Annotated in this window: 21 protein-coding genes and 1 pseudogene; 9 read left to right on the top strand and 13 right to left on the bottom strand. The window is 68.5% G+C overall.

Annotated elements, in window-relative coordinates; translation table 11 throughout:
- The 3 genes from C6Y14_RS43315 to C6Y14_RS45650 all read right to left on the bottom strand — a co-directional run.
- On the bottom strand, nucleotides 1-719 hold a 719-nt coding region (locus tag C6Y14_RS43315; protein ID WP_404828933.1), incomplete at its 3' end, for a Mu transposase domain-containing protein.
- Between the two features lie 37 nt (nucleotides 720-756).
- On the bottom strand, nucleotides 757-1,464 hold the full coding sequence (locus C6Y14_RS43310; RefSeq protein WP_107022431.1) for a hypothetical protein: 708 nt from the start codon (nucleotides 1,462-1,464) through the stop codon (nucleotides 757-759).
- 104 nt (nucleotides 1,465-1,568) lie between these two features.
- Entirely contained in the window at nucleotides 1,569-1,697 is a 129-nt protein-coding gene (locus C6Y14_RS45650) for a hypothetical protein (RefSeq protein WP_263973130.1), read from the bottom strand.
- A gap of 32 nt (nucleotides 1,698-1,729) precedes the next feature.
- On the opposite strand from C6Y14_RS45650, the gene C6Y14_RS43305 reads away from it, so the two are divergent.
- The gene (locus C6Y14_RS43305; protein ID WP_159074424.1) at nucleotides 1,730-2,158 is read left to right on the top strand and encodes a hypothetical protein; all 429 of its coding nucleotides are present in this window, start codon (nucleotides 1,730-1,732) and stop codon (nucleotides 2,156-2,158) included.
- 649 nt (nucleotides 2,159-2,807) lie between these two features.
- Here C6Y14_RS43305 and C6Y14_RS43295 read toward each other — a convergent pair.
- Nucleotides 2,808-3,071, bottom strand: a complete 264-nt coding sequence (locus C6Y14_RS43295) for a hypothetical protein (RefSeq protein ID WP_107022428.1) — start codon at nucleotides 3,069-3,071, stop codon at nucleotides 2,808-2,810.
- A gap of 88 nt (nucleotides 3,072-3,159) precedes the next feature.
- Here C6Y14_RS43295 and C6Y14_RS43290 point away from each other — a divergent pair, with 88 nt between their 5' ends.
- The gene (locus C6Y14_RS43290) at nucleotides 3,160-3,378 is read left to right on the top strand and encodes a hypothetical protein (RefSeq protein ID WP_107022427.1); all 219 of its coding nucleotides are present in this window, start codon (nucleotides 3,160-3,162) and stop codon (nucleotides 3,376-3,378) included.
- Nucleotides 3,379-3,497: 119 nt separating this feature from the next.
- Here C6Y14_RS43290 and C6Y14_RS46005 read toward each other — a convergent pair whose 3' ends face one another.
- The 3 genes from C6Y14_RS46005 to C6Y14_RS43280 all read right to left on the bottom strand — a co-directional run bounded on the left by C6Y14_RS46005 (nucleotide 3,498) and on the right by C6Y14_RS43280 (nucleotide 4,749).
- Nucleotides 3,498-3,794, bottom strand: a complete 297-nt coding sequence (locus tag C6Y14_RS46005; protein WP_159074423.1) for a CHAP domain-containing protein — start codon at nucleotides 3,792-3,794, stop codon at nucleotides 3,498-3,500.
- The gene (locus tag C6Y14_RS44710; RefSeq protein ID WP_199855074.1) at nucleotides 3,679-4,182 is read right to left on the bottom strand and encodes a hypothetical protein; all 504 of its coding nucleotides are present in this window, start codon (nucleotides 4,180-4,182) and stop codon (nucleotides 3,679-3,681) included. The genes C6Y14_RS46005 and C6Y14_RS44710 overlap by 116 nt, the downstream gene beginning before the upstream one ends.
- Nucleotides 4,183-4,308: 126 nt before the next feature.
- On the bottom strand, nucleotides 4,309-4,749 hold the full coding sequence (locus C6Y14_RS43280; protein ID WP_107022425.1) for a hypothetical protein: 441 nt from the start codon (nucleotides 4,747-4,749) through the stop codon (nucleotides 4,309-4,311).
- A gap of 23 nt (nucleotides 4,750-4,772) precedes the next feature.
- On the opposite strand from C6Y14_RS43280, the gene C6Y14_RS46000 reads away from it, so the two are divergent.
- Nucleotides 4,773-5,252: a helix-turn-helix domain-containing protein gene (locus C6Y14_RS46000; protein WP_404828932.1), complete on the top strand. Its 480-nt coding sequence runs from the start codon at nucleotides 4,773-4,775 to the stop codon at nucleotides 5,250-5,252.
- A gap of 541 nt (nucleotides 5,253-5,793) precedes the next feature.
- Here C6Y14_RS46000 and C6Y14_RS43265 read toward each other — a convergent pair.
- Complete coding sequence (locus C6Y14_RS43265; RefSeq protein ID WP_318658089.1) at nucleotides 5,794-6,444, bottom strand: response regulator transcription factor; 651 nt, start codon at nucleotides 6,442-6,444, stop codon at nucleotides 5,794-5,796.
- 245 nt (nucleotides 6,445-6,689) lie between these two features.
- Between C6Y14_RS43265 and C6Y14_RS43260 the strand changes: the two genes are divergently transcribed.
- The 4 genes from C6Y14_RS43260 to C6Y14_RS43245 all read left to right on the top strand — a co-directional run bounded on the left by C6Y14_RS43260 (nucleotide 6,690) and on the right by C6Y14_RS43245 (nucleotide 14,876).
- Nucleotides 6,690-8,678 carry a sensor histidine kinase gene (locus C6Y14_RS43260; RefSeq protein ID WP_159074422.1) on the top strand — a complete coding sequence of 663 codons (1,989 nt, stop codon included), beginning with the start codon at nucleotides 6,690-6,692 and terminating at the stop codon, nucleotides 8,676-8,678.
- 139 nt (nucleotides 8,679-8,817) lie between these two features.
- Complete coding sequence (locus C6Y14_RS43255; RefSeq protein WP_107022421.1) at nucleotides 8,818-9,591, top strand: glycoside hydrolase family 25 protein; 774 nt, start codon at nucleotides 8,818-8,820, stop codon at nucleotides 9,589-9,591.
- Between the two features lie 534 nt (nucleotides 9,592-10,125).
- Entirely contained in the window at nucleotides 10,126-11,220 is a 1,095-nt protein-coding gene (locus tag C6Y14_RS44405; RefSeq protein WP_159074421.1) for a hypothetical protein, read from the top strand.
- A gap of 32 nt (nucleotides 11,221-11,252) precedes the next feature.
- Nucleotides 11,253-14,876, top strand: coding sequence for an nSTAND1 domain-containing NTPase (locus tag C6Y14_RS43245; protein ID WP_159074420.1), 3,624 nt, complete (start codon nucleotides 11,253-11,255; stop codon nucleotides 14,874-14,876).
- A 1,176-nt stretch (nucleotides 14,877-16,052) separates the two neighbouring features.
- Here C6Y14_RS43245 and C6Y14_RS43235 read toward each other — a convergent pair.
- Nucleotides 16,053-16,517: a hypothetical protein gene (locus tag C6Y14_RS43235; RefSeq protein ID WP_225891569.1), complete on the bottom strand. Its 465-nt coding sequence runs from the start codon at nucleotides 16,515-16,517 to the stop codon at nucleotides 16,053-16,055.
- Between C6Y14_RS43235 and C6Y14_RS45460 the strand changes: the two genes are divergently transcribed.
- Nucleotides 16,492-16,944 (top strand): DUF6207 family protein, encoded by a 453-nt coding sequence (locus C6Y14_RS45460; protein WP_225891568.1) that lies wholly within the window; start codon nucleotides 16,492-16,494, stop codon nucleotides 16,942-16,944. The genes C6Y14_RS43235 and C6Y14_RS45460 overlap by 26 nt on opposite strands.
- 110 nt (nucleotides 16,945-17,054) lie before the next feature.
- Here the strand turns inward: C6Y14_RS45460 and C6Y14_RS43225 are convergent, their stop codons facing one another.
- Both C6Y14_RS43225 and C6Y14_RS43220 read right to left on the bottom strand, forming a co-directional pair.
- Nucleotides 17,055-17,591, bottom strand: coding sequence for a hypothetical protein (locus C6Y14_RS43225; protein WP_107022417.1), 537 nt, complete (start codon nucleotides 17,589-17,591; stop codon nucleotides 17,055-17,057).
- A gap of 183 nt (nucleotides 17,592-17,774) precedes the next feature.
- Nucleotides 17,775-18,981 (bottom strand): annotated as a pseudogene (locus tag C6Y14_RS43220) (SMI1/KNR4 family protein); the annotation flags it as partial.
- A gap of 392 nt (nucleotides 18,982-19,373) precedes the next feature.
- Between C6Y14_RS43220 and C6Y14_RS43215 the strand changes: the two are divergent.
- Entirely contained in the window at nucleotides 19,374-20,072 is a 699-nt protein-coding gene (locus C6Y14_RS43215) for a hypothetical protein (RefSeq protein ID WP_159074419.1), read from the top strand.
- Between the two features lie 152 nt (nucleotides 20,073-20,224).
- On the opposite strand, the gene C6Y14_RS43210 is transcribed toward C6Y14_RS43215, so the two are convergent.
- Together C6Y14_RS43210 and C6Y14_RS43195 are read right to left on the bottom strand one after the other, a co-directional pair.
- Nucleotides 20,225-20,572, bottom strand: a complete 348-nt coding sequence (locus C6Y14_RS43210) for a DUF6415 family natural product biosynthesis protein (protein ID WP_107022415.1) — start codon at nucleotides 20,570-20,572, stop codon at nucleotides 20,225-20,227.
- Between the two features lie 817 nt (nucleotides 20,573-21,389).
- Nucleotides 21,390-22,202 carry a maleylpyruvate isomerase family mycothiol-dependent enzyme gene (locus C6Y14_RS43195; RefSeq protein WP_107022413.1) on the bottom strand — a complete coding sequence of 271 codons (813 nt, stop codon included), beginning with the start codon at nucleotides 22,200-22,202 and terminating at the stop codon, nucleotides 21,390-21,392.
- Nucleotides 22,203-22,209 lie beyond the last annotated feature (7 nt).

Raw genomic sequence — 22,209 nt, 5'->3', positions numbered from 1 at the left:
AGCAAACCCACAACACCCCAGGCCAACAAGCACTCAGCACACCAACAAACCCCCCTCCGAGCGTTACCGGCCTTGGCCATCAGTCGTTCGTGCCGGGCGACTTCGACGCCGTCGTCATAGACCACCAGCTCGGAGGCGTGCAGCATCACGCGCACCCGTCTGCCGCTCAGCCGCACCGGCACCGGCACCGGCACCGGCACCGGCACCGAGTAGTGGTTCGTGCGGACGCTGATCTGGCCGTAGCGGTCCACTCGCAGTGCGAACAGCCGGCCCGTCTCGAACGGTTCGGCCGGCAACGGCTTCAGCAAAGGCTGTTCCGCGGCGAAGTACTCGCCAATGGTCCGCGGTCGGGAGCGGATCCGCCGGGCGTCGTCTTCCTCGTCCCAGCGGTCGACCATCGCGTTCAGTTCGGCCAGCGAGCCAACCTCAGGAACGGGGACGAAGTGATTGCGGCGGAAGTAGCCGATCTGCCCCTCCACCCCGCCCTTCTCGTGCGCTCCCTCGATGCCGGGACGGCAGTAGAAGACCTCGATGCCGAAGTGCGAGCGGAACGCGATCCACCGCTCGGTCTCCACCCGGGCCCGGTTCAAGCCCAGCACCTGGGCGACGGCCGAGTTGAGGTTGTCGTAGCGGACCTTGCCGGTCGGCACCCCGCCGAGCACGCTGAGAGCGTGGACGTGTCCCTCGAAGAACGCCTCCTGGCCGCCGGAGGCGGACACCCTTCTCTGTACTACGGAAGCGGGGAGCTTTCCGGCTTCAGATGCCGATCGGAAGCTCTTCGATCCAACAATCGGCGACCCGGGGAGTGATCGTGGCTTGAGCGTCTTCAGCGTCTGCTCTGGTCAGGAACACCCCGGCTCCGGTGATGTCAGGCTCGTGCGCACGACTCACTCGGGTCATGACAACGTAAACATAGCGATACCGTTCCCGGCGGATCAGCTCCTGGTCGTCTGCGCGCAGGGCTTCCACAAGTTCTTGAGCTGAGGCGATGTTGAAGCCCCCGTCGGCCCCGGACAGTGGTTTGCTGGGCCAAACTGGCATATCGGGATAGAAGGTGTTGAAGAAGCCTGGGGACGTAGGGCTCAGTACATCCTCGTGCCAGCCGGCGGCCATGGCGACGATGTGGTCGGTCTCGCCTTGGCTTTCCAACAGGAAGACGTGATCGTCTCGACTGAAGGTGACGCTGGTGTTCTCCGCTTTGATGATCTCGGTTTCGGCAGCGGTCGCGCACCGGATCGCCAGGCAACGGTAGTCATCGCGGATCTTCAGGACCGTCGCCGGTTTGAACAGCAGGTCAATCGTGGTCTCGGGCTTGCCGGCCAGGTCGGGGCGGCCGACGCTCCGCAGCAGTAGTTGACCGTGGCTCACGGTATAGGCCCAGAGGAGGAATCTGCGGTCGCTGCGAAAGATCTCCGTGCCGGGAGCGAGCTGTTGATCGGAACGGAGCCATGCCTTGTTCGTCATAGGGTCTGGGACTCGTTTCTGGGAGGACTCTTTCGATCAGCTGCCGGTTGTTGCCGTGGCCGAGTACGACCGCAAGGCCCAGATCATCGCTCAAACATGATCTCTCAGCCAAGAGATGCGACTCCGGCCTCGCCCTCACCGGCTTGGGTCCGCAGGCGGTCGGCCTGCTGTTTCTTGATGGCGATGTGCCGCAGGCTCTCCTGCAGTCCGGCGACCTCGCCGAGCCACTGCATCCGCTGGGCCCTCTCCGAGGCGCTGGCGGGCGTTGGTCTCGATCTCCGTTCAGGTGGAGACGAACAATGTCGGCATGGGCCGCGCCGACGTCCTGGTCCAGTTCTGGGCACTGCGCTACCTGACTGAGATGAAACAGGACCCCGACGACAACAGCCGCGCTCACATCAAGGGCAAGTACCTCACCCAGGAATCCGAGTACACCAACACCAACGCCCCCTTCGGCCAGCTTCTCGTCCTCGACCTCACTCCCAAAACCAGCAGCGGCGGCACCCTGCGCGTCGACGAAGTCGCCTGGCTGGCCACCCACCGCCCCCACGGCGCCACTACCGACCGACTGGTCCTCGCCGGCATCGTCACCGGCCAACCGCGTCACCCCCTCCACCTACTCACGCTGATCGAGGCCGTCCCCCGCTTCCTGGATGCTGACCGATCGCCTCCAGTGGGCGAGGCGTGGCGGTGACGGGCCCGGAGGAGACTTCCCACGGTGATGCGGTGATGTATGAAGGCGTTTCTCCACGGTGCAGGTCCTCAGGATCGGCCTGCCGCAGGCGGCCGGTGCCGAGGAGATGGCCGCCGCGCGGCACGCAGCCATCGTGCTCGCCGGGATCGGGGGACTGTACCTGTTGTAGGGCTCGGGATGCCCGACAACCCCGCCCTCACCCGCCTGCGGGCCCGCTTGGAGGAGTCCGGCATCGCCATGATCGCCGCCCTGATGGTGCCCATGATGCTCAAACCGTCGGGTGCCGTGCAGGTCCTGTCCGTGTGCCTGGCTCCTGAAGTCGCCGCCTTCGCAGTCTGGGCGGAGTCCCTCCTCACCGAGCAGGCCTGCACCGGGCAGGGACTGCTGCGGCTGCTGGCGCCGAGGAGGACGGCCCGGCGGCCTTCATGCAGGCCTGGACCGACCGCCTCCGTCAGATCGCCGACCGCGCACGCGCGCGCCGCGCCGACTCCCTGCTGGCTGTCGGCGCCGACGGGCAGCAGCCGTCTGCCGGTGTTTTGGCGGGCACCGGGCCTACGTCGGCCGGGAACAGCACGGACGAGGGCGGCCTGGTTCAGGCGCACGGCGCCCGCCGGAGGACAGGGCTACGGACCTGGTGATCGGACACAGCTCACCCACCGGCTTCGGCAGGTCGCTGGTGTCCACACGGAACCACGCCGCCGTTCTTGTCGAAGACCTCGGCGTCATGGCCTGTATTCACCCAGACCGTGATGCCCTGGTCGTGCACGACCACGTTGAACGGCGACTGCTCCGGCTCTGCCTGGGTCAACACCGTGAACTCCTCACCAGGACGCATCCAGTGATCGGTTCCCCACGGCTCGACCCACAGGCAGACCATGTTGCTGGTCTCGTTGCTCACGCTCGTCTTGGACACGCTCGCACCCTAACCAGCAACATGACCGGCCGGACAAGTCCTAGGCGGTGACGAGGTCGGGGCCGACCCAAGGCCCTGGCCCGTCGCCGTGAGGATGTTGGGCGGCATCGGGCAGTGGCTGACCGAAAAGATCGCCGCAAGCCGTGTTCGCGAACTGCCACCGGTTTTGCTGAGCCAGCAGATGACCAGCCTGATCACTTTCCACTTCGTTCTGCGGCCCGCCATGAATCAGGTCCCGCAGGCCGAGTTGCCGACGATGGAGGAGACGTTCACGCAGAATTTCCTGCGAGCCGTCCCCCTTGTCTGAGGGCCAGGTCGCGATCACGCGGTGGTATTTCGAGGGGATCCCGTTCCAGGTGATCGCTAAGGCTGTGGACCACAGTGGCCTGGCGGCCCCCGACTGGAAGCCGCCGGACCAGACCGTGATCAGAATCGGGAGGCGAATCCTCGGAAGGTCTTGCCGGGCACCGAGGGACCTGATCCGGTCCACTGGTAGGACTTGCGGGCGATGCTGTCCCGGTGAGGGTTGATGTTGCCTTCGATGGTGGTGATCGTGCGTCCGGAAACGGCTACGACGACCCCGACGTGGCCGTGTGCGTGGGCACCATTATTGGTCCATACCAGCAGGTCTCCGGTCTGGGGAAGCCTGCTGGGCGAGTAGGAGTGGAAGCGGTTGCCCAGGCCGGTGCGCCACGCCTGAGCTCGGGTAACTGCGGGGAACACCCTGGTGGTTCCACGCGGCGGCGGCGAAGTGTCCGCACCAGGGAAGTCCGTTGTAGCCGTTGTACTGGTTGAGGTTGGCGTTGCTGCTGCCGCGGCCCAGGTAGTTGTAGCCGCTGGCAGGGCTGCTGGTGTGGATCGTGCCGCCTCGGGTGAGACGGCACTTCCTGGGTGTCGTCAGGGCGCTGGTGGCACGGTCGGCGATCTGCCGGCGCACGTCGGAGGGCGCCGTCGGCTGGGACGCCGCGCTGTGCCCGGGACCCGCAGGGGCGCTGGTGCGCGCGTCGGCGGTTGCCGGGAAGAGGGTGAGGGCGGCAGCCGCTGTGGTCAGCAGTGCGGCTTTGGCCAGTACTGACAGACAGCGGGAGCGGGATACGGAGGTCTTGGGCATGGGTGTACCTCGTTTCGTGGAAGGGGGGAATACCAGGACGGTCGGCGCCCCACTGCGATGCGATGGGGCGCGGCATGGGCAGCCGCTGCTGTGCCAGGCGGGCGCCGACGCGTCACGGGCTGAGGGTCAGGGCGTCGTACGCGAGGCCGTTCCGGCGATCTTGTCTCCGTCGTCGCCCTTGGTGAAGGACAGGTAGTAGTCGCCCTTGTTCGGCGCCTTCCAGACGGCGGAGCTACCTCGCTTGCAGGTCAGAGTGCGTGCACCGTGGTTGGTGTCACCGGTCCAGCCGTCTTCCCACAGCGTGACGACGAAGGGTCGTCCGGAGCCCGAGGTGCAGGAGTTCAGCGTCAGGGAGGTCCGCCCGGCGTTCTGGGTCCACTCGGACGAGTCGAGCCGGTAGATGAAGGAGAACGAGAGCGGGACCGTCCCCGACGGTCGGGCAGCTGCCGAAACGCTCGGCGTGACATGGGCGGAGACCGGTGACGAGGGCGCGACGGCTCCGGCAGGAGCGGTGAGGGCGGCCGTCGCGGTGACAGCGAACGCGGCGGCGAGAATGCTCTTACGCATCGTGTGTTCCTCCTGGGAAACGAGTGGCGGGCCTGGGCCCGACGGGCGGTGGTGCCCGCCGAACAGATGCTTCGGCCAGCCGGCAGGGCAGCGGAAGCGGTTGCCGGTTTCCCACTCGACCGGATACCTGGAAACCCTTTTTGACCTGGCACTTCCGGCATCCGTGGGGCGGTGCTGCTGTCCTTCGTTTCCCTCTGTGCCCGGGCATCCCTGAGGAGGCGGGCTCCTTTCGGGGCCGTGACAGGAGGGGCAACGTGGTAGAGCCACATGCTGGGGGCGACGGGGCGACGTTCGGCACAGAGCCGCGCCGTCTACGCCGGGCAGCAGGTCTGTCGCTGGCGGACCTCGCCGTGGTACTGGGGACGGGGAAGGGCTATCTCAGCTGTCTTGAGCGGAACATGCAGCGGCCGAGCGAGCAGTTCGCCAGGGTGCGCGACGTAGCGCGCACCACCGGTGGTGCGCTCCTGGCGCTCGCTGGTTCTTTGGCAGAGAGCGGGCGGTGAACGAGTTGGTAAGCCTGCTGGGTGACCCGAGTACGGCCGGTGGGCTAATGATGGTCATCGGCCCGTCTCTGGTCGTCGTGCTCCTGTTCGAGGAGTTGTTCACGCTGTGCGGGACGAGGCCGAGCGCGATGCCTTCGTGGACGAGTTGTGTCGGCGGGCATTGGCGGGTCCTCCCGTGGTGGTCGGCGTGCGCGCGGACTTCCATGAACGTGGTGACCCGCTCGCGGGAGGTGGCTATCTGCACGGCCCCCTGAATACGGCCTACTCCACTTTCGACCGCCTCTCGTAATGTTGAAGTGCGCTCAATCTCCGCTTTGCGAGCGCGCGCCGTTGTGGGACTGCGTGCGAGATCAGGCAGAAAGGCTGCTGCGCAGAACTGACCGGAGATGGCGGCCTGCCCGTTCATCCTTGACGCGGCCGATCTGCTCTGGGGCTGAGGTCGCCGATGAGCCAGGACACGCAGAGGTCGCAGGACTCGGCGATCGCATCGCGTCCACCGAGGCCCCCAAGTGGTAAAGAGCTGCCGCCGGACTCAGGTCTGTCAGTCATCGACGTCTTCACCCAGGCCTGCGGCGCGAGCCCGGGCAACCAACTCTGCCCGCGATGCGGCCTGCATCTTGTCCAGAATGTGCGAGACGTGGTTGCGCACGGTCTTTTCGGACAGCCCCAGTTGCTGGGCGATTCGGTGGTTGGCCTTCCCCCGTGCCACATGGTCGAGGACTTCCCGCTCGCGAGCCGTCAGTTGCGGCAGCACTTCGGGATTCCTGGCGGTGCCTGTACCGCGGAGCAACTGCGTGACGCGAGGGGCGACACCGGCACAGAAGACCGCTCCGCCGGCCGCCGCGGTGCGCACCGCGTGCAGCACTTCCTCGCGTCCGGCACCCTTGACGAGGTATCCCCGGGCACCCGCGCGGACGGCGGCCAGCAGGTGGTCATCGTCCTTGGACATCGTGAGCACCAGGACCGCAACCGTCGGGGCTTCGGCTGCCAGGCGTCGCGTTGCTTCGATGCCCGAGGCACCGGGCGTGCCCAGCTCCAAGTCCATCAGCACGACGTCCGCGGCGGTGGCGAGCGTGGCTGCGACTGCGGAGTCGAGGTCTGCCGCCTCGCCGACGACGGCGATGTCGCTGGAACTTTCCAGCGCGGCGCGCAGACCGAAGCGGAACAGGGGGTGGTCGTCGACGAGTACCACTTTAATGGACATTCGGTCACTCTAGGTTAGCGACCGTCCTGTCTGTGTTGCTTCCTCACTCCATCAGGTGGTTGGCGAATATTCCGACGGAGCACAGTAGTTGCGCCCCCTAGCCTGGCGCCGTGCTCGCACTTCAGCGCTCTGCCTCCGAACCGTCCGGCGCTGCTCCTTCGCGCTGTCCGACGAAGCCTCGCTCCGGGAAAGTGCCGGTCATGGCGACGGTTCTTGTTACAGGTTGCACCGTTGTGGCGATCGCCTCGGCGGTGGTGGCCGTAACCGAGCGCAGACTGGAGCTGTACACCAATGTCGGCTCCTGGACGGCGCGTGCCTTCGTCATGAGCCTGTGCTTCGCGGCTGCCGCCGCGGTCGTGCTGCAAGGCGGCGGGCGGCGTGGCCTGGGCCGCGTACTGACGGTCACCGCGGTGGCATTCAGCGCCTACGGCATGGGCGGGGTGCTCTTCTACGCCGCGAGGAACGGCGGGTGGCATCTGCCTCCCCCGCTGCTGAGCCTGTTCAGGGGTACGGCCACCATGACGATGTTCGGCTGCCTGGCGGTGCTGCCGCTGTGGTTCCCCCACGGTCGGCTGGAGCACCGGTACTGGCGGCGGATCATTGTCTCGATGGCTGTCGCGCTCAGCCTCTACCTGGCCCCCGTCTTCTGGTACGGCAGGGGCGTCACGAACGTGACGTGGATGGCCGACGCGGCCGCCAAGGAACATGTCTGGTGGGAGGCGTACGGGTACGTCGTGATTTGGGTGCCCCGCATCGTGGCGGTCGCCGTGCTCATCGACCTGCTCCGGCGGCAACGGGCAGCCAACGGCCTGGTACGTCGTCAACTAACAGCGATGGGCGTCGGGTTCGCCGTGTATTGGGCTGTGCAGATCCTCTATCAACTGCTGGAGAAGAGCGCGGGGCAAAAACTTGCCGAGTGGCTGCTCTATCTACTCAATGCCCCCGCTGCGCTTTCCCTGGCACTGATCTCGATCGCCACCGTCTACCGCGAGGACCTGACGACCTTCGACCGGTTCCTGCGCCGTTCCCTGATCGGCGTGGGCCTGATCGTCGGCCTCAGTTCCGCCTACTACGGGATGTTCCTCGGTCTGTCCCGGCTTCTGACGCTGCGGGCCGACGTGAGTGCCGCGATCGCCTCCGCCCTCGGTGTGCTGGCGCTGCGCCCCGCGGCGGGTCTGCTGTGGAGGGCTGGTGACCTGCTGCTCTACGGGCGCAGGGCGAAACCGTACGAGATGCTGCGCGCACTGGCGGACAGTCTCAGTCACCGAATCCCTGCCGACGACGTACCGGTTGTCCTGTGTGGCACGGTCGTCCAACGTCTGGGCCTGCCGACCGCCGTCCTCACCGCGCACACCAGGTCCGGAAATCAGGTACTCGCCCGGACGGGAGCAGTAGACCGCCCGGAGGCTGTCACCGTGCACCTGGACCTGGTGGACCGGGGCGAGCTGGTCGGTGTTCTCAGCGTTCAGCTTCGGCCCGGACAACGCACCCTGGACGCGAACGACCGCGCAGCGCTGGGTGTGGTCACGGACCAGCTCGGCCCCATCGTCTCCGCCATCGGGCTGCGGGAGGAACTGCGGATCAGCCGGGAACGAGTCGTCTCGGCCTGCGAGGAGGAACGACGCAGACTCCGCCGCGATCTGCACGACGGACTTGGCCCCACCCTGGCCGGGATGCGACTGCAACTTGATGCCGCGGCGATTGCCTTGACCCCGTCCTCCCGCCCTCGCACTCTCGTTGAATCAGCCAGCATCGAAGCCGCCCGGAGCCTGGACGAAGTACGCCGGATCATCGACGACCTGCGCCCGCCGGTGCTCGACGACCGGGGCCTGTCCGCCGCTCTGACCTCCCTCGCGGCCCGGTTCGACACCGGGGCCCTCAGCACAGCCGCAGCCGTTCCTGACACGCTGCCCGAGCTGCCCGCGGCCAGTGAGACCGCGGCCTACCGCATTGCCGCTGAAGCGCTGGCGAACGTGGTTCGGCACGCGGGGGCAACCACCGCCCACCTTGTGCTCGCCGTCGACCGCGAGCAGGACCAGCTCGTGCTGGAGATCACCGACGACGGCTGCGGCCTGCCCGAGCGCCCGCGCCGCGAGGGAGTCGGACTGGCCTCAATGGCCGAGCGGGCTGAAGAGATCGGCGGCCACTGCACGGTCTCCCCACCCACGGACGGCAGCACCGGAACCGTGGTGCGGGCACTGCTACCCCTTCACCTGGATTGACGCGCCCTGCGGGATCGGTCTGCACCGGTACCGGGAGTACACGGGACATTCGCTTCATGTGCCTGGGACAGCGGGCGCACCAAAGTACTCCGCAGAAACACCGCAGCTCTCTCACACACAGCCGAAAGAGACCACAGTCATGCCAAAGCCCCGCTCACTCAAGCGCCTTGTCATTTCGATGCTGTCGACCAGCCTGGCCATGTCCGCCAACTTCGCCACCGAGACGGCCTCAGCTGCCAGCCCTGACGACTACCCCGTGCACGGCGTAGACACCTCAGGCCACCAGCACCCGGGCAACAAGTCCATCGACTGGGTCCAAGTGAGCCGCAGCGGACAGAAATTCGCGGTCATCAAGGCCACGCAGGGCTCCCGCAGCGTCAGTCCCTGGTTCGTCCGCGACCTCGCCGGAGCCCGCAGCATGAGGCTGATTCACACGGCCTACCACTACTTCGAGCATGGACAGGGCGGTGCCGCCCAAGCGCAACATTTCCTCGAAACCGTCCGTGTACAGAAGCTGAACGGCACCCTCCCTTACCAACTGCCCCTCGTACTGGATGTAGAGCGTCAGGAGAAGGGAAAACCCGCCTGCGGCGCCGGCCCCGGCGCCCTGGCTTCGCGCGTGCTCGACTTCCTCAACACGGTGGAGAAGGAAACCGGCGTCTCACCGACCCTGTACTCCCAAAAGTCCTTCGTGAACCAGTGCATGGGAGGCACCAAAGCGCTCGGCAAGTACCGCGCCTGGCTGGCCCACTACAACCCCACCTCGCCGCCCGCGCTGCCGGGCGGCACAGGCTGGTCCTTCTGGCAGTACACAGACAAAGCCACCGTGCCCGGCATCCCGAAGGCGAAGACCGACGCAAACGTTTTCAAGGGCAGCTACGCCGACCTAAAGAGGCTGGCCAACATCCGCTGACCGCAAGACAACCGCCTGCGTACTCATGCCGGTGACCTCCATGACCGCGGTTGGCTCGTGCCCTCACCGCTGAAGGCAAGTCAGTCCAATGTGTCGAACACCCGCGGCGGGTGCCTCCTCGGCCTTGCCTTCAGCCGGAACGGCAGCCGCTGGCCGCCGTCGCGGGGCACCACGAGGCCAAGGTGTGGGACGTCAGCGGCCCCGCTCAGCCGAAGGGCCACTCCATGCCGGGACCGGAAAGGAAACCCGCCTGCACGAAGGTCGCTCTCAGCCCTGATGGGCACGTCCCGCCTCTCTGCAACGCCGCCGCCCCGGCTACCCCGTCCTGCTTGCACGCGTCATGGCCGGGTGGGTGCTGCCATGGTCCTCCTGTGTGGGGCGCGCTCAGTGGCCAGGTGACACCGCACCGCCCTGTCGTCCTTCCCGCCAGGGCGCGACCGGCGCGCGTTCACACCGCATCACGACCTCGTACGCCGGGTGACGACAGCGCTGTGTTGCCCCGAGGTGCCGGCTGATCGTCCGATGCTCTGGGATGTGACCCCTTCATCGCCCGCGCACCGCTCGTTGTTCTTCCGCTCCTTCCGCTGGCTTTCCTTGCTGGCCCTGCTGGCCGTCCTGTCACCGCTCACGGCCTCGTCCGCCCCTGCGGCGCACGCCGCACCCGCCGCTCTGCCCGGGGGGAAGAGTACGTTCGTCGTCGCGGCCGCGAAACTCCACGACGGCAAGAAGTACAACAACTGGACCCAACTCGGCTGGTACCTCTTCGACGCATCGCGGCACCAGGTACGGGCGGAGACCTTCGTCTGGAGACAGGACGCCCCCGTCAAGGAGCTGCGCCGCGAAGAGGCCGGAACGCTCCCCGACGCCCGCTGCAGCGGAGCTCCCGGGAAGATGAGGCGCTGCCAGGTCATGACCGCACCCCGATACTCGGCCGCATCGTCGTCTCGCCCGCCGGTCGTCCGTACCGGTAGCTACCTGCTCCGCGCCAAGGACGGCACCGCCTACCTGGATATCCGCTGGCCCCGCGGGGTCACCGAGACCTGGTCCGTCCACCCCATGCCGGGCCTGGCACGCCTCGACTGGGTCGCATCCAACAACAGCACCCACGGGTACGCGTACGGGAGCAACGCACCGATCAGCGAACGCCGTGAGATGGACACGGTGAAGAAGCACCAGCCCCTTCCTTACAAGAAGATCGAGTGGTCCAAGGACCGTGTCTCAATGGAGTCCTGGCAGGGGCCTTTCGACCCGTCGCGGTACGGGCGATGCAAGACCACCAGTTGGTGTATGACGTACTTCCAGCCGACGAGCGGTGCCTGCAAGTGCGCCAAAGCCGGTTCGGTGACCTCTCTGCAGTACTACCTGGCCCGCGTGAGCAGCAAGGACAGGCGGGACACCTGGTGGCACTGGTGCACCTGCCTGTCCCCCCGCGAGGGCACTTGCTACACCGGCAACTCGCACATCAAGCCGCTGCTCCAGATCATCGACGACGACCACCGCTTCCGTGGATACGTCGGGGCGGAGGCTTCGTTCAACCCCTACAACCGGATCGACAGGGACGGCCACAGCCCACGGTGGCACGACATGCTCGGCGTGTTCCGGTTCGCCGACCCCGGACCCGGGAGGTGAAGGAGCACGTGGAGCGACCGGAAGGGGCAGGAGTGGCATCCGGCGAGCCCGAGGAGCGCGACGTAGACGACAGCGCGCCCGCCGACATCACCTTCGGTTCGGAGTTGCGCCGGCTCCGGCAGGGGCAGGGTCTTGCGCTGGCCGCGCTCGGCGAGAGGCTGCGGACCAGCAAGGGCTATCTGAGTCGTCTGGAGCGCGGGCTGCAGCGGCCGAGTGAGGCCTTCGCCCGCGCCTGTGACCGGGTCCTGGAGGCAGAGGGTGCGCTGCTCGCACTGGCTGCGGGACCGGGTGCTGGGCCTTGCCCCTATCCGGGTCTCACGTCGTTCCGTTCGCAGGATGCGCACTGGTTCTTCGGCCGTGAGCGCGCGGTCGCGGATCTGCTCGGGCTGCTGGCCGATCCCCGTACGGCCGGGTGTCCGGCGGTGGTGATCGGTCCGTCCGGCATCGGCAAGTCGTCGCTGCTGCGAGCCGGGCTGGCCGCGGCCGTCGCTCAGGGCGCGCTGCCCGAGCGGCAGCCCGGCACTCCCGGCGTGCTGTACCTGACGCCGACCGCGCAGCCGTTGCGGGAACTGCACGCTCAGGCGGGGCAACGGCTGCTGGGCTCCTACGCACTGGTCATCGTCGACCAGTTCGAGGAACTGTTCGCCCTGTGTCAGGACGAGGCCGAACGTGTGCGGTTCATCGACGCAGTGTGTGCGCAGGCAGCCGACGGCATGCCCGTCGTCCTGGGGCTGCGGGCCGACTTCTACGGCCACTGCCTTGCCCATCCTCCGCTCCTGGCCGCGCTGCGCTCTCGGGCTCTGCCCCTGGGACCGATGAGTTCCGAGGAGCTGCGCCTGGCGATCACCGAACCGGCTGCCGCCGCCGGACTGGGCCTGGAGCCAGGGCTGGTGGAGGTTTTGCTGCGCGACCTCGGCGCTGTCGGCGGCAGCGGGGCGTGCGAGGCCGGGACCCTGCCGCTGCTGTCCCACGCCCTGCGCGCCACCTGGCAGCACCGGACGGACGGCACGCTCACCGTGGCCGGATACGCACGAACTGGCGGCGTCCATGAAGCGGTGGCAGCGACGGCGGAGCGCGTGTACGGACAACTGCACGCACAGCAGCAGGACATCGCGCGCAGGATGCTGCTGAACCTGGTGCATGTGCGGGACGGCGCGGATGACACCCGCGACCGGTGTGAGCGCGTGGAGCTGATCGAGGTGACCGCGACGGGTAGGGCGGGCGGCGGGCCTGACGACATCGCCGCCGTCCTGGACGCCTTCACCGATGCCCGGCTGCTGACGGCCGACGCCGACGAGGTGGAGATCAGCCACGAGGCCCTGCTGTGGGCGTGGCCGCGGCTGCGCGAGTGGATCGACGGGGACCGTGCCCGGCTCGGGATGCACCGCCGGCTGGCGGAGGCGGCCCGCGGCTGGCAGACGGAGGGCCGGGACCCGTCGTTGCTGCTGCGCGGCGTCCGCCTCGCCGCGGTGTCGCCGTTGCTGGACGAGCAGACCGATGACGCGACTGTCGTACTGCGGCCGGTGGAGCGGGAGTTCCTGAAGGCCTGCCAAGCGTTTGCGGAGGCCGAGCGGACGAGAGAACGCCGCACCAGCCGCCGACTGCGGCAGCTGGTCGCGGCCCTCGCCGTGCTCCTGCTGCTCTCCCTGGCCAGCGGCCTGCTCGCCGTACAAAATTCCGCCGAAGCCGAACGGCGCACTGCCGAAGCCTCCCGGCAGAAGCACCACACGCTGGCCTCACTGCTGTCCAGTGAGGCGCGTGAACTGACCCCGTCTCGGCCGGAGTTGTCCGCTCTGCTCGCGGTGGCGGCGGACGGGCACGAACGGACCGCGCAGACACGCGACGCGCTGCTCGGCACGCAGGCCCAAGGATTCGTGGGACGCCTTTCGAGCGCGCGACACCAGGACATGCTGTGGTCGGCCGGACTCAGCGGCGACGGCCGCGTCCTCGTCAGCAGTGGCCTCCGGGGCAGGGCGCTGATCTGGGACGTCAGTCACCGCAAGGTCCTGCACGCGGTCGATCTCGCCCAGGGAAAGCCGCGTGCCGTCGCCGTGAGCCCGGACGGGTCCCGGGTGGCGGGAATCGGCGCAGACGGCGTGCTGCGGCTGTGGGACGCCCGGTCCGGACGGCAACTGGCGCGCACAACCACCGCACCGTCCAGCACGCCGGCTCTGGGTGCACTGGAATTCAGCCGGGACGGCCGCACCCTGGCCGTGGCCGGGGCCGGTGTCCGGCTCCTGCGGGCGGACAGCCTGGCAACGGCCGATTCCCCTGCCGCGCGCCCCCGCCTGGCGGGGCTCGCCCTCCATCCCGACGGCCACACGGTCGCCGGTGCCGGATGGGACGGCACGGTGTACGTGTGGCGGCGGTCCGCCGGCGGATTCACCGATGCGCCGCTGCGCCTCGACGGCGGCTCCGCGAACGTCTTCGATGTCGACTTCAGCAGGGACGGCGCGCTCCTGGCCGCCGCGGGGCGCGACGGCGTCGTCCGGCTCTGGCACACGTCCGACTGGCGGCCCGCAGGAGCGCTGGAGGGGCACAGCAGCGAGGTCTGGCGGCTCGCCTTCCGCGACGACGGAAAAGTGCTGGCCTCCGCCGGGGAGGACCAGCAGGTGATGCTGTGGGACGTACGGGAGCGGCGGCGGCTCGCCGCACTGGGTGGTCACAGCGGGTCCGTCCACACGGTGTCCTTCTCCCACGACGGCCTGCTGGCCGCCGGTGCGAGCGACCGGACGACGACCCTGTGGGACACCACCGGCTGGCTGACGGACGGCTGCGCCGTCCAGGGCGGACCGCTGCGCGCGGCGGCGTACAGCTCCCAGGGATTAGCCCTCGCTGTCGGCGGCTCCATCACGTTCCGCAGCTCGGGCCTGTGCCGAACACTTCGCCTCAGCCCGGGACCGGTGCGCGGTCTGGCCCGCGGCGGCGGGCTCGTGGCCGCGGGCGGTGACGCCGGTACGTTCCGGGTCTGGGACCTGCGGAGCGGGCCGGGCAGACCGTACGAGCTCGACCCTCCTTCGGCCCCCGAGGACTACCGGTACCAGTACGGGACGGCGGTGAGCGCGGACGGCAGCCTGGTGGCCGTCGGCGGGTACAGCAACCAGGTCCGTGTCTGGCGCATGGGTACCGACGGTCCGGCGCCCGTATCCTCGCGGCCCTGGGATGCGACGGGCACGGTCCGGGCTCTCGCTTTCAGCCCCGACCGCCGCACCCTCGCGGTGGGCGCCGACCGCGAGGTCGAGTTCGTCCGGCTGCACGGCAACCACACCGTACGAAGCTTCGCGTCCTTCACCGCGCCGGTGACCGCACTGGCCTACAACGATGCGAACCGAACACTGGCGGTCGGGACCGAGGAAGGCACGGTGGAACTGTGGGATCTGCGCATCCACCGCCGCACGCTCGCTCTGGCCACCCATCAGGGTGCCGTACGCGCCCTGCACTTCGCTGCGAACGGCGAGCGCGTCGCCGTGGTCGGAGCATCGGGAGCGGCCCGCTGGTGGACGCTGGACGTGCGCCGGGTGCACGGGCGAGCCTGCCGCGTGGCCGCGGCGCCGAACTCACAGGAGTGGCAGCGGATGGTCCCCGACGTGGACCGCTCCGCTGTGCTCTCGACGGCGGCGAAGTCCTGCCGTACCCACACCCCAGGTGCCCCGTGACGGGAGCCAGAAGGCCGGGCCCGCGTAGGCTCCTGCCGAACCGGTAGGCACTCGAACGGCTGCACGCCCTGTTGGTGCTGCCGTGCGGCCAGGTGTGGCAACGACGTGCAGGTGTGGTTTCCCGGTTGGTGTCCAAGTCTGTCGAAGCGGCGCAGCACGGATGGAACGCTCGGCACATGGACGTCATCGAGAACGCCGCGGCGGGTCTCATCGTCGCCACCATGGTGTGGCTGGCCCGATGGGCAGATCTGACAACCTTGCGCGACCCGACCTCAAGCCGGGTGCGCATTGATTGATCTATGCACAGCCTGCACCGCCAGGCGGGATATCCCTCCCTGCGTGAGACGGCCCCGCGCATTAGTGCGTCCGTCAGCACGCTCAGCAACGCCATGACGAAGCCGAAGCTGGCCCCCCCTGCACACGTACACCGCACTGGCGCAGCAGTTTGCTGCACGGCTCCGCTCGGGCCCGTGGAGCGGTGATCCCGAGGAGTGGGCGGACCGCCTTGACCGGTACGTTGTCCAGCTGTGGGAGAGGCTTCCGGTGCCGGCCGTCCGCCCGCCGAGAGGACCGTTACCACCGCTGTCCGCGAGGCGTGGCACGCGGTCGGTGAGGGGCGCGGCCCCGAGAGCATCCCGCGCAAGAGTGGTGAACGTGGTCCGACGGTCCGACGTCCTGGGCGTCGAGGTCGACCGCAAGATGATCTGGGTGTGGGTGTCCACTCTCGGCTGTGAGGAGGTGGACGTGCTGGACGGCGACAGCATGGTCTCGGAGCGATGGCAGAGCGACTTCGAACGGCTGGTGTCACAGTGGCTGGACGCCGTCGTCCACGTCGGTCCGGTCGTCGAGCCCTGGGGCATCAAGCCCCGGGCGGGAGGGCGATGCACCCGGGACACCGCCCGGGTGCCGGCGACGGGGAGCCCCCCCCCCGCACCCGGGACTCCTTCATACGGCCTTCTATCGCCCGAAGGCCGAGGAGCAGAAAACCGGAGACGCCTCAGCGCCTTCGACACAGGCCCTGTCGCGGTGCCGACAACCTGGGATGACGCGGCCGACAATCCGGTCGAAGCGACCGCGACCGGTGTGGGACCTTCCCGGGCTTCCGCGCAACGGCTGCGTCGCCGCAGCCGGCCAGCTCACATGAGGCTGACCGCCGACCTGCTCAGGTAGGGAGCGCTACCTGACCTCAACGGAGTAGCGGCTGCCGTCGAAGGTCCAGCCGTCGGAGCCTTCGCCGATGTCCTCGACGATGACGTCGTCGATGGAGTGGTCCTCGAACTTGTCGTCGGTGAGCTCGCCCGCCGTCCAGAGGTCTTCGATCTCGTCCCAGTGGCCGCGGCGGCCGTCGATGCGCAGCGGCGCGGCATCGGGGGTGCCACGCTGGCGCCGGTCTGTGCCGGTGGTGACCCAGCCGCTGATCTCGAAGTCGCCCCGCTTGATGGTGTCGGGGAGGGGTTCGGCGGGGACGACGGCGACGTTCTCGTAGGCGGTGTGGATGACGTCGCGGTAGCTGCGGCGGATGTTGTATTCGGGGTCGGACAGCCAGTTGAGGAGGGTTTTGACGGTCACGTCGAGGCCGGCCTCGTCCAGGGCCTGGTAGCCGCGCTGGGTGCCGGTGAGCTGGGACTCACAGCTCGTCAAGGGTGGCCGGGGAACCTCGGAGAGCTGGATTGTCATCGAGCCCGTCGCCCACGCCATCAATGTTCTGGAACGCCTGCCCCACCGTGACCTGCTGTTCTGCCGGCCGGTAACTGGCCGTCCACACTCGACGATCTCTGCCAACCGCCACCCCATCCAGGAAACCCATCTGTCCGAGACCGGCCTGCTCGTCCTCGACATGGCTGGCCTCGACGACACCACCGTCTACGCGTTCCAGGACGCGATCGCCCGCACCTGGGCCGCGACCGTCGACCGCACCACGCGCGCCCCGGGCCAGCCCGGGGCGCGCGTGCGCATGTACGTCGACCTCCGGCAGCCCCTCACACAGGCCTCACCGCAGCAGATGCTCATCGGTGGCACGCAGGAGGCCTGGTCCGCCACCACGGGGGGAGCGGCGGACCAGGCCTGAAATCCACTGTCCCACAACGATCTTCGATGCGTCGTCCGCTCTGCGGAGGCCGGGGCCGGCCCTGAACGGCTTCTCTGGCCGCAAAAGAACGAGTCGGTGGCCTTGGTGAGCTACCACTGATCGAAGGACCAGCCGGGATGGCACTTGATCAGGAGAGGTTGGTGTGTGTCCCAGTCATTGGGTGCCAGGCCGCGTACGGACCGTGGGGTGATCCGGCCGGTGTCGTCGATGTCGAACCCCCAGGAGAAGCCGGTCAACGGCACGACACGCCGTTCGGTCTCTTCGAGTGGGGTCCGGGCGAGGAAGCTGTGGGCGAGCCACGCCAGCGGCGAGCGCTCAACCCGTGACGGTGCATCGAACAGCATGGGCCTGACGCCGAAGAAGGCATAAGGGGAAGGCGCATCCTCGAAGAGGAAGAACGGGTCCATCTCGAAGGCCGTCCCGTTCGAGGGGCTGTCTGTTGACCGGACCAGCTGGACCCAGCCGAACATTGCTCGATAGCCCTGGGCAGGATGCTCGACACGGGCACTGCAGCAGGGGAACCCGCGCGCCCCCGGCGGCTTGCCGACCACTTCGGGATCATCGACGAGGTCTACGGTCACCGTTACGGTTCCCGCCGCACCATCATGAACAAAGGGGATGATCACCTCCCCACCCTTCCGGTGATCCGCTCCAGCGGCAAGGTGCAAATCCAGGCACGGCGCGAGGGTCGTTCCGCGGCGGCTCCAGGGCGCGGCAGGTCACCGCAGCCGCAGTATCCGGGCGTACCGGTCGACGCCGCGGGCAGCATCACCAGCCCTGTGTCACGGGGCCCGCGGCCGGCAGCGGCACGGCCTCGGGACTTCACCTGTTTTCCCGGCCGCGCGCAATCGACAGCAGTTCGCGGCCCCGCTCCGGTGTCAGCAGCGGGCAGAGGAGAGGATCTGCCACCCAGCCCAGCGGCGCGAGATGATCCGGCCCCAGCGGCTCCCACTGGGGCAGTGCGTCCCGCAGCGTGTTCCATGCCGCGTCGCTGTCCGCCCGTTGCGCCTGCTCCCGTGCCCGTTCGACCGCCTCCCCGAACGGCCCGGTTGCCGTGTACCGGTATGTCCCGTCCCGCACCTGTTCCAGCGTCGCGTACGCCAGTGACACCAGATCCTCGTCGGCACCCCGCAGGTGGAACATCAGCGTGGAGTCGTCCCGGTATCGGTGCTCCGCGTGCTCGGCGACCAGCGCCGGCAGGAAATCGGGCGCGTACTGCGGATCCGTCACCAGGTCCTGGAAGTACACCGTGTAGGTCTGCCCGAGGAGCCGGCGTATCTGATCCCCCAGGCCGGTGGCCCGGGGCCTGCCGTACGCCCTGGCCTCATCCAATGCTTCCACGGCCCGTTCCCAGTCGCCGCGCAGCGCGTCGAGACGGGCCTGCTCCACGACGGCGTCCATCTCTCGCGTGGTGTCATTGGCGAACACCGGGGCCCCGTCGGCCGGCCGTGCGTGCAGGCTGTGGAACTCCCGGAACATGTCGCGCATGAACTCGTAGAAGTTCGTGTACCGCTCGGGGGCTTCCGCTCGCCAGCTCGCCCACGTGTACACGGCCCACTCACCGTCCTCCCCCACGTCCTCGGGATCCAGGAGGACGTACGTGATGTCGGACTCAACGTCGAGTTGCAGCCCGCGCCGCCAGATGTCAGCCTCCTGCCGCTCCTCGGGGCCGGCGTCCTCGTCCAGGTATTCCTCGAACGTGTCGGCGAGGCCCGAGGCGTTGTCGTGCCAGTGCGCGGCCGTCGTCCCCGCCAGCAGGGACACGAAGCCGCCGGCATGCCGCCACCCGTCGCTCACCTTGAGGAACTCCCGGTACGAGGGGGGCATTCGCCGTCCGAGACGCTCCTCCATGGCCACGATGAGCTCCTCGGACGCGGGCGGGAATCCCAGCCACCGTCCCTGCCGAGCGGCTTCGTTGCCTGCGCTCAGCGCCGTGGCACTCGGCAGGGAATCCGCCCACTCTCCGCTCCATCTGAGCAGAAAGGGACGCCAGTTGATCGTTGCGTGGACCGTCATGCGTCCGATGCTGCCATCCGCCACTGACAGTGCCGCGTGGGCCGCAACCAGGAGGCTCTGCGTACGGTTCGGGGGCATCCCGAGCCTGGCCACCTTGTCCTCGCTCGCGGGCGGCTGAAGCAGGTGCACTCCCCCGTTGCCCCGTGCGGGTCGGTTCGCTCGACGACCTTCCTGTCCGGCGGGCTCGCCTCAGTGAAACCGCTCCCGGCTCCCAGAGCCTTCCACAGCCGCCGAACGACGCCCTGAGCGGGTCCGCTCCTGCCGTTGCCCCGCAACGCCGTGCAAACGTCAAAGCGTTGCGAAGCGGCGAGGGTCTCGTGTTGCCTGGGCAGCGCCCAGGCAACACGAACACTCCGCTCATCCGCCCCTGCAAACCGAGGGAACGCCGAACAGTGTCGAACGACCCGCCCACCGCTGATGCAAAACCGCAGGCGAGCACCGACGAAGGATCCATTGAACGATCACTGCCCGCCATCGACTGGGCAGCCCTCAGGCGCAGAAATGACCGCCGTCGCGCACGCCGCAGACAGATCGGCGGAGGCGTCGGGGCGTCCCTGCTCGCCGCGGTCTTTCTCGGTGCCTGGATCGCTACCCGGGGCGAAGAGCAACCGCCGGTGCGCTACACGGCTGAGCTGCCGACCGTGTTCGACGACTATCGGCTCGCAGGCCCCGGCGAATCCCTATGGGACAAGACGGGCATCGGCGAGAACCTCGACCCGACGACAGAGACAGCGCACGCCACCTATGTGCGGTCCGACGGCAAGAAATCCTTCATCATCACTGTGGATCTCGACCCGGTAGCCGATGTGTCAGATCCCGGTGAGGGCGACGACATCGTCTCGACGATCCTGGGCACCTCCGTCGACTCCGACGAGGCCAAGAGCTACGATCCCGGCCCTATCGAAGGCAAGCTGCTCTGCGTGCAGTACGCGGTCGCCGGCACCACCAGTTCCCGCTGCCTCTGGGGCAACGGCACGGCCCTCGTCACCGCCCAGCCGGTCGTCACCTCCGGCCCCAGGCCCACCCCGGAGCAAACGGCCACAGAAGTCCGCTCCTTTCTCGGCGAGCTGCACGTGCACCCAGTGACGTAGGGTCCTCTTCCTCAACGTCCAGCGTGCATTTTGCTGAGGCGACCGTCGAAGTACTGCGCCTTGAGTTCCCGGTCGCCCTCCTCGGGGGTGGGACGGCGACCGGTCCCTCTTCCCACGCCGACTCCAGCCGTCCGGACAGCCGGTGCGGGAGTTCAGTGAAAGACCGTGCGCTTCTGGCGGCCGATGGCCGCCATCGCGCGCGCTACGTGGCCCAGGTCCTCGGCGTGGAAGGCCGCCGCACGGCCTGTCTCGCCCGGCCCTTCGCTGAGCCCGGCTCGTGCGTTGGTGAGCAGCCAGTACGCGGTCTCCCGGCCGATGTCACGCACACATCGCTTTACGGCGTCCCTGACCGGCAGTTTTATGGCCGCGATGTCCTCGCGGAGCGCAGCAGTGATCACGTCGATCTGGACACGGCTGGGGACGCGCCCGGGCAGTTGAGCGGTCAGTGCAAACGCACTGTCGTAGTGGTCGCGCACGGTGTCGTACTCGCCGTCATCCACCGGCCGCCCCTCTTCCCACAGGCACGGCATGGTCCCGGCCGGCCACGCCGCGAGCGACAAGCTGCATGACCGCGCCCGCCACGCACAGGGCGCCCGGCGCATACATCTCCAGCGCCCAGCAGAGCCGCGCAGGTCGGTCCCGGTCAACGGACGCAAGGCCCGGGCGTGGCACACCGATGTGCCAGCCTCGCCCAGACAGCGCGTTTCCGGCATGTTCCAGCGCAGGCAGGCGCCCGGCCAGGTGGTTTCCGCGTTCTTCCGGCGCGACGCAGCCCGATCCCAGGCATGCGGCGGGCACGGGGTTCCCGCCGAAGAACTGCGGGATCAGCAGGCCGAGGCCGCCCGCGACGATGCGGCCGTGCTTCGGGGCGACGCGAACGTCGGCGTGCGAACCCGGCCTGCTCGTCCGCAATGTGGCCAGCCTCGACGTTGCCGGCAAACGGCCGGTGATGGACTTGTTCCGGGCGCCACCCTTGGCGACTGTGGAAGGCTCAGGGACCTGGCCGCATACACCCCAGAGGGTTTCGTGCAGGCGCGTGATCCGTGGCGCAAGGGTCGGACAGGTCGACCGCGTGGAGCTCACCGGGGAAGGTGTCGAGCGGGGTGCGTGCCAGGCCGACCGGCCGATGGCCCTGGCCGGTCAGGCGTTCGGCCACGGCCAGGCCGATGCCGCGCGAGGCTCCGGTGATGAGCACGCGTCGGGAGATCATTGGACGGGGCTGCCTTTCTCATATCGGCGGGTCGTGTCTATACGGGGCGATGGACGTCACGGGTGCCGGTGCCTTGCCGGGTGCCGACACCCGTGGCGGTACGGGTTTCAGAAGCCGGGGAAGAGGAACTGCAGGTCGTCCAGAGTGATGGTTCCGGTGACCTGGATGTTGTCCGTGGACTGGTGGCGGCCGTAGACGAGGCGCAGTACGGCTTCCGCCGTGCCGCTAAGGACGCCTGCCGGTTCGGCCGGCTCGCACGGGTACAGATGCAGTTCGGCGCCCAGGTCCAGCATCATGCCGGTAGCCGGCTCGGTCAGTGTCAGAGCGAGCTGTGCGGGGGCGAGCCGGGTGAGGGTGTCAGCGTCCCGGAAGCGGGTGGCCACCAGGTCCAGCCGCTGCCACAGCAGCCGCGTTTCCGGCGCAGGAACGGTGGCCTGCGGGTTGAGGGCGGCCTCGATGTCCCAGGCGTGCACGGACTGCTCGGAGAGCCGGTAGCCGGCGTAGACGGGCATCTCGAGCAGGCCCGCGAAGTACGGGACGCGCACCGGCTGCTTCTGCGGCGCCTCGTGGGAGTCCAGCAGCTGCAGGTGGCGGGCGTCTGCGGCATGCCATGCCTCACGCTGCGCCAGTGGGGACAGGGCGTTCCACCGGTTCCATACGGGCTCCAGCTCCTCCCGCATTGGTTTCCGCTCGTCGCCCGCGATACCGCGTTGGATGAGAGCGGTGCAGATTTCGGCGGCGCTGCCCAGGTGGGAGAGGACCTGGGCGATGCTCCATGCGCCGGCTTTCGAGGGCCGTTGCAGTTCTTCTTCGGACAGGGCGCTGACGGTGTGGGCCAAGCGCGCGGAGCTGGTGTGCAGGGCCGCGAGCCAGGGGCGGAGAGTGTCGGGGGCATCGGCGGTGCTGGTGCGGATCGTCATGTCGCTT

It is taken from the genome of Streptomyces dioscori (assembly GCF_003024195.1).
GTDB classification, from domain to species: Bacteria; Actinomycetota; Actinomycetes; order Streptomycetales; family Streptomycetaceae; genus Streptomyces; species Streptomyces dioscori.
The sequence above is the reverse complement of the archived record's forward strand: the minus strand, read 5'-3'. Positions and strand labels throughout refer to the sequence as shown.